At 34.7% G+C, this 17699-nt stretch carries 8 protein-coding genes and 3 tRNA genes; 5 read left to right on the top strand and 6 right to left on the bottom strand.

What is annotated here, in order from left to right; translation table 11 throughout:
* Positions 1–87: 87 nt before the first annotated feature.
* The 4 genes from purL to GIY83_RS02125 all read left to right on the top strand — a co-directional run bounded on the left by purL (position 88) and on the right by GIY83_RS02125 (position 9017).
* Entirely contained in the window at positions 88–3741 is a 3654-nt protein-coding gene (gene purL, locus GIY83_RS02140; protein ID WP_194615787.1) for a phosphoribosylformylglycinamidine synthase, read from the top strand.
* Positions 3742–4082: 341 nt separating this feature from the next.
* Entirely contained in the window at positions 4083–6485 is a 2403-nt protein-coding gene (locus tag GIY83_RS02135; protein WP_208684409.1) for a TonB-dependent receptor domain-containing protein, read from the top strand.
* Positions 6486–6628: 143 nt separating this feature from the next.
* Positions 6629–7060, top strand: a complete 432-nt coding sequence (locus tag GIY83_RS02130) for a hypothetical protein (protein ID WP_194615785.1) — start codon at positions 6629–6631, stop codon at positions 7058–7060.
* Positions 7061–7238: 178 nt separating this feature from the next.
* Positions 7239–9017 carry a long-chain fatty acid--CoA ligase gene (locus GIY83_RS02125; RefSeq protein WP_194615784.1) on the top strand — a complete coding sequence of 593 codons (1779 nt, stop codon included), beginning with the start codon at positions 7239–7241 and terminating at the stop codon, positions 9015–9017.
* A gap of 52 nt (positions 9018–9069) precedes the next feature.
* Here GIY83_RS02125 and GIY83_RS02120 read toward each other — a convergent pair whose 3' ends face one another.
* The 6 genes from GIY83_RS02120 to GIY83_RS02095 form a co-directional block, all read right to left on the bottom strand.
* Complete coding sequence (locus GIY83_RS02120) at positions 9070–9615, bottom strand: 3'-5' exonuclease (RefSeq protein ID WP_208684407.1); 546 nt, start codon at positions 9613–9615, stop codon at positions 9070–9072.
* Positions 9616–9637: 22 nt separating this feature from the next.
* Entirely contained in the window at positions 9638–10735 is a 1098-nt protein-coding gene (locus GIY83_RS02115; RefSeq protein ID WP_208684405.1) for a slipin family protein, read from the bottom strand.
* Positions 10736–11650: 915 nt separating this feature from the next.
* A tRNA-Pro gene (locus GIY83_RS02110) sits at positions 11651–11722 on the bottom strand.
* Between the two features lie 100 nt (positions 11723–11822).
* Positions 11823–11895 (bottom strand) — tRNA-Asp (locus GIY83_RS02105).
* Between the two features lie 20 nt (positions 11896–11915).
* A tRNA-Asn gene (locus GIY83_RS02100) sits at positions 11916–11988 on the bottom strand.
* Between the two features lie 819 nt (positions 11989–12807).
* Positions 12808–13386, bottom strand: a complete 579-nt coding sequence (locus GIY83_RS02095) for a hypothetical protein (RefSeq protein ID WP_208684403.1) — start codon at positions 13384–13386, stop codon at positions 12808–12810.
* Positions 13387–14605: 1219 nt separating this feature from the next.
* Between GIY83_RS02095 and GIY83_RS02090 the strand changes: the two genes are divergently transcribed.
* A complete protein-coding gene (locus GIY83_RS02090) occupies positions 14606–17698 on the top strand; it encodes a DUF6493 family protein (RefSeq protein WP_208684401.1) in 3093 nt (1030 codons plus the stop codon).
* Position 17699: the final 1 nt, after the last annotated feature.

Genomic DNA, 17699 nt, shown 5'->3' with positions numbered 1-17699 from the left:
TTTTTTCGAAAGAGTTTGTTTTCAAATTTGCGCTTGCTATTTATTTACACTAAATTTGCACCTCAATACAACAAACTACACAAAACAATGATCCATTTCTTTGAAAACCAAAGCAAAACTGTTTTTGCCGTACAAACGCAAAACGAAATTTCGGCTCAAGACATTTCAAAACTAAACTGGCTTTTTGCCAACTCTAATAAGATCGAAAAATCCGCACTGACGGATTTTTTTGTTGGTCCTCGTGCCACTATGATCACACCTTGGAGTACAAATGCTGTAGAAATTACTCAGAATATGGGTATTCCGGGCATTATCAGAATCGAAGAATTTCATCCGGCAACGGAAGATTTTACTGATTTTGATCCTATGCTTTCACAAAAATTCAATCAATTAGATCAGGAAATTTTCACTATCAACGTTCAGCCGGAACCAATTCTGGAAATCGATGATATTGCAACTTACAATAAAGTAGAAGGTTTAGCCCTTAGCCAGGAAGAAGTAGATTATTTAGACAATCTTGCTGTAAAACTGGGAAGAAAACTAACCGATTCTGAGATTTTTGCTTTCTCACAAGCAAACTCTGAACACTGTCGTCACAAAATCTTCAACGGAACTTTTGTAATTGACGGTGAAGAAAAAGAGACTTCTCTTTTTAAATTAATCAAAAAAACATCACAGGAAAATCCTAACGATATAGTGTCTGCTTACAAAGACAACGTTGCTTTTGTAAAAGGACCAAAAGTGCAGCAATTTGCACCAAAAACAGCTGACAAACCAGATTATTACGAGATCAAAGAATTTGATTCGGTTTTATCTTTAAAAGCAGAAACACACAATTTCCCAACTACTGTTGAGCCTTTCAACGGAGCTGCAACAGGTTCAGGAGGAGAAATTCGGGACCGTTTAGCTGGTGGACAAGGTTCTTTGCCTTTGGCAGGAACTGCTGTTTACATGACTTCATATTCTCGTTTGAACGACGACAGAAAATGGGAAAATGCTGTTGAAGAAAGAAAATGGTTGTACCAAACACCAATGGATATTTTGATCAAAGCTTCAAACGGAGCTTCTGATTTTGGAAATAAATTCGGGCAACCGCTTATTACAGGCTCAGTTTTAACTTTCGAACATTCAGAAAACGACCGCAAAATTGGTTACGATAAAGTAATCATGCAAGCGGGAGGAATTGGATACGGAAAACTGGATCAGGCAATAAAAAAGAAACCACAAGAAGGTGATAAAATCGTAATTCTTGGTGGAGAAAATTATAGAATTGGGATGGGTGGAGCTGCAGTTTCATCTGCAGATACAGGAGCTTTTGGTTCAGGAATCGAATTAAATGCGATCCAACGTTCGAATCCAGAAATGCAAAAACGTGCTGCTAACGCTATTCGTGGTTTGGTAGAAAGCGACAATAATCCAATTGTTTCGATTCACGACCACGGAGCTGGAGGACACTTAAACTGTCTTTCGGAATTGGTTGAAGAAACTGGTGGATTGATCGATTTGGATAAATTACCAGTTGGAGACCCTACACTTTCTGCAAAAGAAATTATCGGTAACGAATCTCAGGAAAGAATGGGATTGGTTATTGGGCAAAAAGATATTGACACTTTACAAAGAATCGCCGACAGAGAGCGTTCACCAATGTATCAGGTTGGAGATGTTACGGGAGATCACCGTTTTACTTTCGAATCTAAATCAAATGGTTCAAAACCGATGGATTATGCTTTAGAAGATTTCTTCGGAAGTTCTCCAAAAACGGTTATGACTGATAAAACGATCGACAGAAAATATGCTGATGTTGCTTACAACGCAGGAGATTTCGAAAATTATTTAAAAGATGTTTTACGTTTAGAAGCGGTTGCCTCAAAAGACTGGTTGACTAATAAAGTAGACCGTTGTGTGGGTGGAAAAGTAGCTAAACAACAAAATGCAGGTCCTTTGCAATTGCCTTTGAATAATGTTGGAGTTATGGCTCTGGATTATTTAGGTAAAGAAGGAATCGCAACTTCTATTGGGCATGCTCCTATCGCTGCTTTGATTGATCCGGTTGCAGGAAGTAGAAATGCTATTGCAGAATCGTTATCAAACATTATCTGGGCGCCGATAAAAGATGGTTTAAAAGGAATTTCATTATCTGCAAACTGGATGTGGGCTTGTAAAAACGAAGGTGAAGACGCTCGTTTGTACGCTGCTGTTGAAGGTTGTTCAGATTTCGCAATCGAATTGGGAATCAATATTCCGACAGGAAAAGATTCACTTTCTATGAAACAAAAATATCCAAACGACGAAGTAATTGCGCCGGGAACGGTTATTATTTCGGCTGGAGGAAACTGTACCGATATTAGAAAAGTAGTAGAACCGGTTTTACAGAAAAACGGAGAATCTATTTATTATATCAATTTGTCTCAGGATGACTTCAAATTAGGAGGTTCATCTTTTGCACAAATTAGAAACACGATTGGAAAAGAAACTTCTACTATAAAAGACGCTTCTTTCTTCAAAAATGCATTTAATACGGTTCAGGAATTAATCGGCGAAAGCCAAATTTTAGCCGGACATGATATCGGAAGTGGTGGTTTAATTACTACTCTATTAGAATTGTGTTTTGCTGATGTAAACCTTGGAGCTAAAGTTGATTTTAGCGCTTTCGCGGAAAAAGACGTATTGAAAATCCTTTTCGCAGAGAACATCGGAATCGTTTTCCAGGCAAAATCAGATGCAGCAGTTGAAGCTAAATTAAAAGGAAACAATATCGAATTCTTCAAGATTGGTTCAGTTCAGGAAACTGCAGCGTTGGAATTTGGAGAATATAAATTAGATATCAGAACTTACAGAGACATTTGGTTTGAAACTTCTTATTTATTAGATCAAAAACAATCTAAAAATGGAAGAGCTCAGGCACGTTTCGAAAATTATAAAAATCAAGTTCTACAATATACTTTCCCAGCACACTTTACAGGAAAGAAACCAGAAATCGACAATTCTAAACCAAGACCAAAAGCGGCTATTATTCGTGAAAAAGGAAGTAATTCTGAACGCGAAATGGCAAATGCGATGTACTTAGCAGGATTTGATGTAAAAGACGTTCACATGACCGATTTAATTTCTGGTCGTGAAACACTTGAAGATATTCAGTTCATTGGTGCTGTTGGAGGATTCTCTAACTCAGATGTTTTAGGTTCCGCTAAAGGTTGGGCCGGAGCTTTCTTATACAACGAAAAAGCAAAAACAGCTTTAGATAAATTCTTTAAAAGAGAAGATACTTTGTCTGTTGGAATCTGTAACGGTTGTCAATTGTTTATGGAATTAGAAGTGATCAATCCCGAGCATGAAGTTCACGGAAAAATGCTTCATAACGAAAGTAACAAACACGAAAGTATCTTTACTTCTGTAAAAGTTCAGGAGAACAATTCGGTTATGTTATCCACATTGGCCGGAAGTACTTTAGGAGTTTGGGTTTCTCACGGAGAAGGAAAATTCAATTTACCTCTTGCCGAAGAAAACTATAACATTGTTTCTAAATATGCTTACGAAGGTTATCCTGCAAACCCTAACGGATCTGATTACAACACGGCAATGCTATGTGACAAAACCGGAAGACATTTGGTAATGATGCCTCATATTGAGCGTTCGACTTTCCAATGGAACTGGGCGCATTATCCAAAAGACAGAAACGACGAAGTTTCACCTTGGCATGAAGCTTTTGTAAACGCAAGAAAATGGATTGAGAAAATCTAAAAAATATAAAACGCTCGAATTATCGAGCGTTTTTTTTTGTTTTATTTTGCCACGGCCCGAGCCGATAGCGAACAGGCGAAGAATTTCACGAATTAACACGAATTTATTAATGTGATAATCTAAAAAAATGCCACAGATTAAAAGGATTAAAATGATTTTAAAAACTAGTCATTGTCTGCGGTTAGCAAAGCATTAAAATAATAATTCATGAAATTCGCGGCAAACAAAAAAACTAATTTATTCGTGGCAAAAGCTTTTACTTAAACTACTCTAAGCCTAATTTAATGATATCTTAAGGCACTTTAAGAAGCTGTATTTAATGCGATAAATATCTTTGTCTCATGAAAAAATGCAGACAAACTCTATCGCTTTTAATTTTCTTATTTACATTAAGTCAATTTTCATTTGGTCAAAACGCTTCTATAAAAGGAACTGTTTCTGACGGGAAACTAGCTATAGAATTTGTCGATGTTATTTTAAAAAACACAATCGATTCTACCAAAGTAGCCAATTATGCCTTAACAGATATCGCTGGAAATTTTTCTTTAGAAAATATTCCTTCAGGCGATTATCAATTACAATTTAAATTAATAGGTTTTAAAACTGTTAAACAAAAAATAAATTTTACAGGCTCTCCTATTTCTATGGGAACTATAACTTTAGAAAGTGATACTAATTTACTGAATGCTGTTGTGGTGAATTCACAGAAAAAACAAATTCAGAAAACAGACGAAGGCTTTATTTTTAATGCGTTTTCGAATATTTCGCAATCCGGAGGAACGGCTACGGATATGCTAAAAAATATGCCAACTGTTGCCGTTGATGCTGACGGAGGAATAACGCTGAGAGGAAAATCTCCAATGATTTTAATTAACGGAAAAAACTCGGCCATTACAAATATGGACCAAATTGCTGCCAGTAGTATTGAAAATATTGAAGTTATTAGCAATCCTACGGCTAAATATGATGCCAATGCAGAAAGTGGTATTATCAACATTAAACTCAAAAAAAACAATCAAAGCGGGATTAATGGCGCAGTAGTTTTAGGCAGCGGATTTGGTGCAAAAGGAAGATTAAACAGTTCTGTAATTATGAATCAGAAATTAGAAAAATGGAATTTTGGTTTGGGTTATGACAATCGTTTTGCCGGCAGAACCAAAAAAATAAAAGCCGAAAGAACCAATAATCTTATTGATAATGAATATTTTATCAATCAAAATAGAAATGACAAACGAACCGAAGGATTGCAAAATTTAAAACTAAATGTTGATTTTTCTCCTAATGACAGGAACAGTTTTTCGTTTGAAGCTTTAGGAAATATGGAAAGTCAGGATAATGATGAAACTTTGCATACTCAGGTCAATACAAGTGCCAATCAGTTTTTCTCTAATAATATCAGGCATTCATTAGAACTAGAACGCTCAAAAGTGAGTGAAGTGGCTTTTAGTTATGGTCGAAAATTTGATGACGATCAAAAAAGCCTGAATGCAAGCATTACTTCTTCTTTTAATAAACATAGAGAAAACACCGATATTGATACTAATAATTACGATCAATACAATGCGCAAATTGCCGATGCTTTTTTACAAAGAACACACAATTATGAGCATGAAAATATCTCGAATGCCATTGTAAACTATGCAATTCCGGTTGCTGAAAAGTCCATTATAGAAACGGGTTACAAAGGAACATTCCGATTTTTTAATTCTGATTTTCAAAGTGCAGATAAAACGAATGATCAATATGTAGTAAATCCTCTGGCTAGCAATTCCTTTAAATTTAATGAACAAATAAATGCTGTTTACGGTGTGCTAAATTCATTTATAGGTGATAAAGAAAATCCAAAATGGAAATACAATCTAGGGTTACGCGCCGAAAATGCTTCTAACACTGGAGCCACAAAAAATAATAGCGATCACTTTAGCAATGATTATTTAAAATTCTTTCCTTCGGCATCATTGCAAATGAATTTAGCTTCAGACGAATTTGTAAAAATTGGATATAGCAAACGTATCAATCGTCCGGATTTAGATGACTTAAACCCTTTTGTAGATATTACTGATGCTTTGAATCCTCATAGCGGAAATCCGTATTTGAAACCTGAAATCACTCATATTGCCGAAATGAGTTATAATAAAGAATGGTCTAAATATTCGTTTTCGACCAATGCCTTTTACAGAAATGCAACTGACGCTATAAGACAATATGCAGAATTACAAGACAATGGTGTGATTCTTTTGCAACCACGAAATATAGGAAGTACCATAACTTATGGTTTAGAAACTATTTTTAGTCTAAAACCAATTGGCTTTTATGACGCCAACATCAGCGTTACTGCTTTTGAGCAAAAAATCAATGCGTCAAATTTGGCTCAGGATGTGGTGAATAGTGCTTTTAGCTGGTATGGCAAAATCATCAATAATTTTCTTCCCTGGAAAGGCGGAAAACTACAAATAATTGGCAATTACAATTCTTCCTTAGCAACGGCTCAGGGAAAAAGAATTCCTGTATATAATCTCGATATGGGTTTTCAGCAAAAGTTGAGTAAAGGAAATGCCCGTTTAGGCTTGGTGGTTACAGATATGTTTAACACCTTAGAAAGTGGCTATAAAAACAACACTTTGCTTTTTAGTAATAATCGAACCTCAAAATCAGATACGCGTGCTTTGATGCTGACTTTTGCCTATAGTTTTAAATCTGATTTTAAAGAAAAGCTACTGGAAAATCAGTTTTCGACAGAGTAATATTTCAGCAGCAATAAAATGTTAAAAAATAAATTCATTCTTGTAATTGGGATTCATTTTTCTATAAAAATTTGAAGTATATTCGCCAAAAAAATTATGTCACTGATTTTTTTTGCATCCAAAAACAATTAAACCTACATAGAATGAAATCTTTACATTTATTACTTATTACGTTATTTTTTGTTGCTGCACCATCTCATGCTCAGGTTCATGTAGATCAAATTACCTACAACGGTCGTGATCATTATATCACTACTACAATTGGTTATCCTGTTCCCGGAACTTATATCCCTACAGGACAAAAAGCGCCTAGTACGGTTTTAAATCCTGACGGTACCGGATTTATCCAGGCCGATGATTTGAGCAAAAGTAAAATCAACTGGGGAATCGAATGTACAGATGAAGGAATTCCTGTTTTTAAAGAAGGTTTCAATAGTGCATCCTATACGTTTTGGTACAGAACAAATGATAGTGATGCCTGGATATATTCTCAATTTTCTATTCATTTTGCCAAGAAAAAAATGTTTTTAATGGGCGAAAGAGTAAAAGAATATGTGGATTATAACGTTCAGTAATTTCATCAAATTTAGCCCCTGAAATAAACATTTCTCGTTATTTCAAAAAATTACTACAAAAAAGAAAACGTTTTCGTAGATTTTCTATTATACCTATAATTTTTCCCATAAAATTTTATAAAATTAAAAATCATACCTAAATTTTATTTAATTTGCGGTAAAATTCAATATATTAAACATGGTTTCAATCACACGCCTTTTTGATTTTCCCTATTATCAACAAGAAACTTACAACCTTCCAGTTGCCTTAGCAACCAAAAAAAATGGAGTCTGGGAAAAAACATCTAGCCAGGAATATATTGCAAAAGCAAATGCTGTTTCGAGAGCATTATTACGTATAGGCGTTCAGAAAGATGATAAAATTGCTTTAATCACTTCTAACAATCGTACCGAATGGAATATCATGGATATTGGTATTTTGCAAACCGGTGCGCAAAACGTTCCTATTTACCCCACTATTGCCGAAGAGGATTACGAATATATATTAAACCACAGCGGAAGTATTTACTGTTTTGTATCTGATCAGGAAGTACTTGACAAAGTAAATGCGATAAAATCGAATGTACCAACATTAAAAGAGGTTTACTCGTTTAATGAAATTGCGGGATGCAAACACTGGACTGAGCTATTGGCACTGGGTGAAGATGAGAGCAATCAAAACGAAGTCGAAGCCAGAAAAGACAGTATCAAGACAGATGATTTGGCTACCATTATTTATACCTCTGGAACAACAGGAAGACCTAAAGGGGTGATGCTTTCGCACCAAAATATTGTGTCGAATGTTTTAGACAGTGCCCCAAGAATTCCGTTTGATCCGGGAAAAAGTACTGCATTGAGCTTCTTGCCTATTTGCCATATTTTTGAAAGGATGATTTTGTACATCTATCAGTTTTATGGGGTTTCTGTTTATTTTGGAGAATCGATTGATAAAATCAGTGATAACTTAAAAGAAGTTCGTCCTACAGTTATTACAGCTGTACCAAGACTTTTAGAGAAAGTTTACGATAAAATTTATGCAAAAGGCGGTGAATTAACCGGTATCAAGAAAAAATTATTTTTCTGGGCTATCGATTTAGGTTTAAAATACGAGCCATACGGTGCCAATGGTTTTTGGTATGAATTTCAGTTAAAAATCGCCAGAAAACTTATTTTCAGTAAATGGAAAGAAGGTTTGGGAGGAAATCTGGAATTAATGGTTTCCGGAAGTGCTGCCTTACAACCTCGTTTGACAAGAGTTTTTGCTGCTGCCGAAATTCCGGTAATGGAAGGTTACGGTTTATCTGAAACTTCTCCGGTAATTGCTGTAAATGATCAAAGAAACAGAGGTTTCAAGATTGGAACTGTTGGTAAAGTAATTCGTAACGTTGAAGTAAAAATTGCTCAGGATGGAGAAATTCTTTGCAAAGGACCAAACGTAATGTTAGGTTATTTTAAAGACCCTGAAAAAACTGCCGAAGCTCTGCAGGACGGATATTTTCATACAGGAGATATTGGTGAAATTGACAGCGAAGGTTTCCTTAAAATTACAGACCGTAAAAAAGAAATGTTCAAAACTTCGGGCGGAAAATATATTGCTCCTCAATTGATTGAAAATGCCATGAAACAATCTCGTTTTATTGAGCAAATCATGGTAATTGGTGATGGAGAAAAAATGCCTGCTGCTTTTATTCAGCCTAATTTTGAATTTGTAAAAGAATGGGCAAAACTGCATAAAGTAACTTTAGGAAGTACAGATGCCTCTATCAGCGAAAATGCCGATGTAATCAAACGTATTGATGAAGAAGTAGAAAAAATTAATGAGAAATTTGGTCACTGGGAAAAAATCAAACGTTTTGAGCTTACTCCAGATGTCTGGTCTATCGATGGCGGACAACTGACTCCAACTCTAAAACTAAAACGTAAAATCATCAAAGAAATTTATAAAGATCTTTACGCTAAAATATATGGTCAAAATTAAATCAAAATAATATAACCAAACGAAAACGGCTGTCCTAAAAAGGCAGCCGTTTTTAATTGCGCAAACACCAATTCAGGATTTTTGCGATATTCTTTGCATCATCAATTCCGCGGTGATGCGTTCCTTCCAGCGGAATATTTAAAAGATGCAAAGCACCATTCATTCCGGTTGGTTTTTGTAAATCTAATTTTTCTGCAATAAGTGTTTTCACATTAATATGCTGATCCCCCATTGGATAAGCAATACCAAACGAGCTGCATTGTTTTCGAATCATATTTATATCGTACTGACCGTAACTCGCCCAGGTATATAAATCAGGCTGATATTCGTCTACCAGCTTTTCGATGGCTTGCTCAAAAGTTACTCCGTTTTTATCGAGTAAATCTTGGGTAATAGTTGTTAGTTCTGTACAAAAGGGACTCACGCTTGAACGCTGGGGTTTTATTAAGATACCCTGATTCTGCGTAATTTCACTCGTTTGCAAATCTAAAACCGCTAAGCCAATTTCGATAATTTCATTCTCCTGACCTTCAGGAACTGCGCTCTGCCAACAAGTGGCTTCTAAATCGATAATAATAATTTTATCTGTAGTTTTCATTTTTCTAATTTTTAATTTATTTTTATTTCACAAAGATTTCCTTTAATTGACCAATGACGTTTCCACCTCCTGAAATTGTGATTTCTCCAATTTTATCAGCGATTTTTTCAACGTATTCCATCTCTTTCAATTTCCACAACATTTCGTTTTCTTCCATCAGCTTTGCTGTGTTTAATAAACTTCTTGTTGCAGCAGTTTCTTCTCTTCTCATGATACTGTTGGCCTGAGCTTTTTTCTCGGCAACCAAAACCTGATTCATGATCTCTTTCATATCTCCTGGCAAGATTACGTCACGAATTCCGGCATCAAAAATCGTTAAACCTAAGTCTTCTATTTTAGTGGTTACTTCTCCTAAAATGGCTTCGGCAATTGTATCTTTTCTGGCCAATAATTCATCTAAAGTCAATCCGCCAACAAAAGCTCTTAAAGCCAGTTGCATTGCCACATACAATTGTTTTTCAAAATCTTTATTGTCTAGCAAAGCCTTCATAATATCTACAACCTGATATCTCACAAAAAAGTTGATTCTTAATCCTGCTTTGTCCTTAGTCAATAATTCCTGACCGGAAATTTCTACTTGCTGTTGTCTGATATCAACGGTTTTAACCTCGATTGTAATCGCGTTATTCCAAAAGTAATGCGTTCCTGATTTCAATTCTTTTACAAAAGTTCCATTCACAAACAACAACGCTTTGTCATTGCTTGCTACGATAAACTTTCTGGTAAAGTATCTCATTTTCGCATGTTCCAATAGATTCACTTTAATATTTTCTGTGATTTCAATCTTAGATAAATCGGCTCTCGTAAATTCATTTTTTACAATTCCTTTCCAGAAAGCATATCTCCCAGGAATCAAAATCTCTTTAAAGTTTCCGTTTACAAATTGCAATACGATCTCATTATCGGCCACCTCAACCACTTCCAGCATTGAAGCCAAATCTTTATTCTGCAATAAGATGTTCAACTCAAATGGAGCCTGAAAAGCTGCATTCATATCATAAATCAACACACTCTTGTTCCCAAAAGTCCAGTGCAAACCTTCTTGTAACACTGCAACTAATTTTCTGTTTTCGAAAAGCAAACCCGCTTGGTACGCTTCGATTTTAATTCTCTTTATCATTCTATTTTTTATTTAAAATTTCAGGTTTTCTTTGTTTCAAGTTGAAAGCAACGAAAATCTTTCTTATATATTCTTTACTCTATTATCTTTACTCTATTATCTTTATTCTATATTCTTTTCTCTTTATTTATAAAAAACCTCATTGCCCTTCTCCTCAGAGAAAAATGGACGAACAGTTTGTGATCTGTTTACTCAAATTGTTTGCGATTGTTTCTTATATAGATGATCCTAAAATCATCTGTACAATCAAATCGAAAAGAAAAAGAGTATTTCAAAAAACATTACTTTTCGCGCTGGTTTTATCATGAGTGTGAAATTTCAGATGTTAAAATCTTAGTTTCACTGACAAAGACAAATCAGTTTTTTTCAATGGTCATCTTTTAAAGAGTGATGGTCTCTGTTCAACAGGTTTTTTGAGACCCGAAAAAATCTATTGCTCTACCGGATTGAGCTATCGCATTGCTGCGAATGGGATTCGAACCCACAACACATAGAGTTGGCGATCGTTTTTTGGAAAACCATCAAAACCTCCAAATCAAGTTGCATAGAAAAACATAATACGCTTTCGCGAAAAGTTCCCTACAATGGTGCTATACAGAAACACGCAACAGGACTTGTTTGATATTTTTAATCAAAGCCTTCACTTTGATGTATTTCAATTTATAAAAGAACTTGTTTTTATTATCTGAGCAAATATTCAAATGGTACTGCGCAATTATTCTGCGCAGTATTTTTAAATTGCCATGAAGGCTCAAAGGCACAAAGCTTATTTTTTTTTCTTTGCGACTCCACGACTTTACGCGAAAATCATTCGCATTTTTTCTTTAAGATTATCTTAATCAATCTCGCGCAAAGGCGCAGAGGCGCAAAGTTTTAAAACCTTTGTCACTTTGTCACTTTGCACCTAAAAAATTGTCTGAGAAACAGGATTCGAACCTGCGACCTCCCGCGTCCAAGGCGGGTAAACAACCACCGTTATCTTCCCAGTTATTTTTTTTAAGTTTCTGAGAATACTGAGATACTAAGATTCTAAGTTTTTTTAACCTTTGAAACTTTGTTACTCTGCAACTTTGAACCTTAAAAAAAGCGGCTCATACGGGAGTCGAACCCGTTTCTCCCGAGAGACAGTCGGGAAGGTTAGCCAGTACCCCCAATGAGCCAGTTCCTTCTAGAGAACGTGCGATTTCGGAAGGAATCGAACCTTCAACCTATTGATTAACAGTCAAGCGCTCTGCCAATTGAGCTACGAAATCATTTTATTTTTGGGCATAAAAAAAACACCCGATTAAAGGTGCTTCATGAGATTGAATAGATATAATTATCCTATCGCCTGTATTCATGCACCTTTATTGTTAAACGTCCTGGATAAAAACCCGGGTTTACTATTTCTGCGTTGTATATATTTTTATCGAAATTCATTTTGTCTATTGTATTATATATTGAAATCATTGTTGTTGTTGTTGTTGTGATAAATTCGTCTTCCAAATTTTCTTCGGCAAAGATAAAGTCTAAAAAATCAATTATCCAAATTATTTTTAATTTATTTTACTGATAATCAAGTAGTTGCATTTAAACACAAAGCATAGAAATTCCTGTCCGCTTAATGGTGCAGATTCTTAATTGCATCAAATGACTGTCTCTCATCAGATTACTTTTCAAAATTATATTGCGCTATTTGGTCTTATCATGAAACATTTGGTCATTATTTTTTTAATTATTTTTAGTTAAAAGTTCTTTCTCTGTCATAAAGAGTCATATAAATATTCGAAATTCGACTTCATTCATCGTGATGAAAACAAAAAAAGCGTCCCGATAAGGACGCTTTTATATATTTATGTTGAGATTGTAACTATAATTTACACTTCAATTCATTAAAATACATACCGCATCCTAAGCCATTAGCCGGAAGAAATCCCGCTAAACGATCGCTATATTGTCTTATTGACAGGTTGATATGTATGTTTTTCATTTTCATTTCGATTGCAAATGTAAGTGTTTTGTTTTATAATTTAATCTTGTCTTTCACAGATATTTCACTTCACGAAGACTTCCTTCAATAGACCCATAACGTTCTAGCCACTCGAAAACCTGATTCTTTTCTCCGGGTATCTCTTCTGGTCTCCTTTTTTAGAAAATAGAGTCGTGAAATTTGAAAAAATACTTCCTTTTCTAGAATATTCTGCTGACTTTTCATTTTCAACAAAGCTCGCTATTTTCCTGAATTTTTTCTCTACTTCTACGACTGCTTGAGCCTGATAGCTGTTTTGCATCTGTTTTGCATCTTCCATTCTGCACATTTTATTAAAGTTTTTAAACGGACGCGGCTGAAAATCAACCATAATTGCTGCCAGATTTATTGCATCAATATTCGTTGGATCTGTTTCTCCTTTCAAGAAGGTTTCGATAGGTCTGAACTTGTCTTTTTGCTCCTTAAATTTCTTCTTTTTGGTGTGATCAAAATCGATAGAAAATAAATTTCTAAAAACATTTAAATCATCCTGAGTCACGCCATTCTCGAAAATAAGCCAACAGAAATCACGTAGTTTTCCACGAGAAGGACTGTACAAATAATCAAAGTATTCACCTTCTTTTTCGATCTCGTATTTATTTCTAATCGCTTTTTTGTATTTATCTAATGTATTGTTGTTCATAATATTTTTTTTTAATTGGTTAGTTATTGTTAATCTTAGGTAATTTGCCACAAAGGCTCAAAGACACTAAGGTTTATCTTTTATTTTTACGAGATAATCACTCGCTTTTTTGTTTCATCAATATTTTGTCTGTCTCTCGCAAAGACGACAAGTCGCTAATCTTTTTACTTTGAATCTTTGCGCCTCTTCGACTTTGCGCGAAAATCATTTTACGCATTACTTTTTCAGTCTGTTGCTACGTCACTAATTTTTTTAATTCAATTCTTTATACAAAATCTTTGTGCCTTAGTGCCTTCGCGGCAAACTTTATTTTTTTTGCACAAAAAAAGCACCCGATTAAAGGTGCTTCATGAGATTCAATAAGATATATCTATCCTACTGCCGTTCATGCACCTGTATTGTAAAACATCCCCAAACGAATCCTGAGGCGTGTAATTCTGTACTATATGAGTTATATTTAAAATCCATTTTATTTGTTGTATTGTATTTGTTGTATTGTCTGTTTAAATCATTATTGTTTGAAATTCTATCTTCAAATTTCTTGGACAAAGATATATTCGAAAAGATCAATTATCCAAATGATTTTTAATATTTATTTTTCTGATAATCAATTATTTAACCCGAAATAAAAACATAGAAATGGCTGTCCGCATACTTGTGCAGATTCTTCATTTTATCAAATGACTGTGTATCATCAGATTACTTTTCAAGAGTATATTTCGTTATTTAGTATTATCATGTAACATTTTGGTCAATTATTTTTTTGATTCTTTTTGGTCAAAACTTCTTTTTTATCATTTTCTGTCATAATGAGTAATCTAAATTATCACACTTCTACTTCGCTAAGTGGGACTAAAACAAAAAAAGCGCCCCGAAAAGGACGCTTTTATATATTTATGTTGAGTTTGTAACTACAATTTACACTTCAATTCATTAAAATACATATCACATCCAGAACCTTTAGCAAGAACAAATCCGGCTAAACGATCGCTATATTGTCTTTCCGACACGTTGATATTTATGTTTTTCTTTTCCATTTCAAGAACAAATGTACAATATATTTTAACATTTCTATAGTATTAACGCTGAAATATTTATAAAGCAGAGCGCAATTTTAACCTAAATTTTCCCTTAAAAAAGCCTATAAAGCTTAATAATTTTATATTTTTGAGAATATACGCACACATTATTTTTTATCAAATTCAGTCCCTTAAATACCATGAAAAAATATTTAAAATACATAGACGGAAACTCTGATAAGTTTTGGCAAATTGAAGTTACAGGTTTAGAATATACTGTGACTTACGGCAAAAACGGAACATCAGGAACTTCTCAAACCAAATCATTTTCTACAGACGAAGAATGTCTGAAATCAGCAGAAAAAATACTGGCCGAAAAAGTAAAAAAAGGTTATTCAGAAACTGGTGATGTTGCCGTGGCTTCGAAACCTAAAACCGCTAAAAGCGCAAAATCTGATGAAGTTCTTGAAGAATATGAGACGATCATAAAATCTAAAAATATAGATTTACTATTGCCTTTTCTAAAAGAAAAATCAAAAGGGAATATTGAAGCGCTAAAAAAACTCATCAAGAAAAGTAAACGTTATTTTATGACCTATACTGATCTTACCAAAGATCCGGGTTATGTAAAAAAAGACAAACACGATTATGGCTGGGGAACACGCGGCGATAAAAAACAAAGTGATATTATTACCCTAAGCGCCATCGCCTTATTTGATAAAGCAGATATCAATTCCTGGGACGAGGCTTTGAGTCTATTAAATGAATTAGACGAAAAACCTCAGGTGAAGGAAGTTTTATTGTGGGCAAAACCCAATTGGCTCGATACTTTTATTTTAGATAAAGTAAAAAGACAAGATTGGGTTGGATTTAATTATCATACCCTGCGCCAACTCGAAGAACAGGATTTATTAACCTATAATCCCGAATTATACGCTTTGACATTGGCCGCAACGAATGAATGGCGCTCCAAAATGAAGACCAGAAGATTCATTAATACATCCTTAAGCGACAAACTAACGTATCAAAGGGATATTCCGGAATTGTTTAATTATGAAACGATTCTGCACAGTAGTTTTTTTAGGGATAATGATAAACAAAAACATGATGAATTCCAGACCTGGGCCGTTATTTATAAATCATTATTAGAGGAGAAAAAGATGGAACGTGCGTTTTTTATCGAAAATGCCATCCTGATTCAAACCAAAGAATGGAACAATAACCTGAAATCTTTTTTTAGAAAAAGAATCGAAGAATTTAATGTTACTGCCGATGAACTGATCGTTCTACAGGAAAACATATTCTCTTTTCTACACAATCCGTATCCGCCTATAACGAGTTACGGAATTGAACTAATCAAGAAAATTTACGATCATCCTAAATTCAAAACCAAATCATTTCTCGAATGGCTAGAACCTTTAATGATGCGCAGCGATTGTAAAGCGGCCATTAAAAATGTTTTGCCAATTCTGGAAAAAATCACCAAATCGAACCCGAAACTAAGTGCTACAATTTCATCTATTATTGCCGATGTTTATGTTATTGCCGATCTGGCGTTGCAGGAACGCACTACCAAAATTATTACCAAAATTGGCAACGTAAAAGATAAAGTTCTTAAAGAGAAATTATCATCTTACGTGACTTTGATGCAGGGAAATATCAAATCAGGATTAACCCAGTTCTTAGACGAAGATGCTCTGGTTGTTGATGATACTGCACATGAAGAATATACATTCGAACCTCAACAAGAATTATTGCTTACAGAAGAAGTTCAGTTGCCAAAGGATTGGAACGATGTTGTTTTTCAGTTTGGAAATTTCATTAATTCAGAAGAAACAGTCGATTCAGAAATTCTATTGAATATTTATATTGCGCAACGGGATTTGTTTCCGGCAGATTATAGCGCGCAATTGCAGCCTTATGAAAAACAATTGCAAAAGCATTATTTTGAAGCCACTCACAAAAATTTCGTGAAGGCATTTTTACAATCTAAAATCGCCAACATCGATAACAAATTCAATAGTAAAGTCAATCATTATTCAAAGATTAATACCACTTTGTTGATGCAGCCTTTACTCGAAAAAGTGCAGCAAAAAATAGATTCTAATTCTACTTTGCCCCTGCTCTCTTTCCCGAGCCATAAACCGTATTGGGTCGCTCCAAAAGTTTTGTTAGAAAGGGTTATTGCATATCAAAATACAAAAGAAGAAATTGATGCTGTCGATCTGGCTATTGCAATTGCCCGTATGCCGAGAGAAAATGTTGAAGAGGCAATTCCGTTATTAGATAAGATCGAAGGTGAACTCAAACCCTTATTATCGTTTTGTCTGGGCGTAAACGAAAAAGTAGCATTAGATTCGACTTCGTTGTTTTCGAAACTATTGGCGACAATGGGCAAAACGACCAAAGAAACCGGAAACCTGTCGCTTTGGGCAGTTGCAGCAAGAACTTTTTATCCAAACGATACTTTTCCTGAATTTGAGAATACGTATTTAAAAGAGATTCCGTTTGTGGTGTCTCCTTTTAAACCTCAACTTCAGTTTAAGGAAAAATGGAACGAATGGACGAATTACCAAACCAAAGAAAAGGAACGAACGCCATCCTGGTACGAACTAAGATTCGACTTGCCTAATTATTCTAAAATCCCAAACTATTTGCTGTACAGTCTTGATGTATATCAGCGACCAAACAGTTGGGATTATTTACTCAACTATGCAGGAAACACCTATTTCTGGCACAGTCTTACGCCGCAGAACTCAGATGCGCTGGCATTGACTTTACTGCAAAATTGCGGAACTGCCGATGGAGCAAAACCAGAATTAAAAGGTTTTCTGGATGTCATCAACCGACCTGAATTTCGATTCTCAGATATCAGCCTGTTTTTGTATGCCTGCTGTTTCTTCCAGGAAAAGAAAGATTTACGATTACTGGCATCTGAAGTTTTGATTCAGTTAATCGAAAAACAAGCTATTGATATCGAACTTTTTGCTGAGAAAATAGCGTATCTGGTAACCGAAAAATATGGCGTGTTTTTAAGATTAGTCGACGGATTAATTGCCATAAAAGATGTTTCACCATTGCACAATAATGCGTTATTGAAGTTGTTGAACTCGTTTTTTTCAACTCTTGATCTAAAAGACAAATTACCAACCAACTTCAAGAAAATAATAGAAAACTATCTGGATATCTTAACCAAAACCAATCAAAAACCATCGGCCAAAGCAATTGTTTTCTTTGAAAAATGGAAAGATAATGCATCGCTTAAATCATTGATTAAGCAAATTTTAAAATAAA

Source organism: Flavobacterium sp. SLB02, assembly GCF_009664855.1.
Lineage (GTDB): Bacteria > Bacteroidota > Bacteroidia > Flavobacteriales > Flavobacteriaceae > Flavobacterium.
The sequence above is the reverse complement of the archived record's forward strand: the minus strand, read 5'-3'. Positions and strand labels throughout refer to the sequence as shown.

Excerpts from the sequence above, each read along its gene's own strand:
- GIY83_RS02135 (WP_208684409.1), top strand. The coding sequence starts at position 4,083 with ATGAAAAAATGCAGACAAACTCTATCGCTTTTAATTTTCTTATTTACA.
- purL (WP_194615787.1), top strand. The coding sequence starts at position 88 with ATGATCCATTTCTTTGAAAACCAAAGCAAAACTGTTTTTGCCGTACAA.
- GIY83_RS02090 (WP_208684401.1), top strand. The coding sequence starts at position 14,606 with ATGAAAAAATATTTAAAATACATAGACGGAAACTCTGATAAGTTTTGG.
- GIY83_RS02120 (WP_208684407.1), bottom strand. The coding sequence starts at position 9,615 with ATGAAAACTACAGATAAAATTATTATTATCGATTTAGAAGCCACTTGT.
- GIY83_RS02125 (WP_194615784.1), top strand. The coding sequence starts at position 7,239 with ATGGTTTCAATCACACGCCTTTTTGATTTTCCCTATTATCAACAAGAA.
- GIY83_RS02115 (WP_208684405.1), bottom strand. The coding sequence starts at position 10,735 with ATGATAAAGAGAATTAAAATCGAAGCGTACCAAGCGGGTTTGCTTTTC.
- GIY83_RS02095 (WP_208684403.1), bottom strand. The coding sequence starts at position 13,386 with ATGAACAACAATACATTAGATAAATACAAAAAAGCGATTAGAAATAAA.
- GIY83_RS02130 (WP_194615785.1), top strand. The coding sequence starts at position 6,629 with ATGAAATCTTTACATTTATTACTTATTACGTTATTTTTTGTTGCTGCA.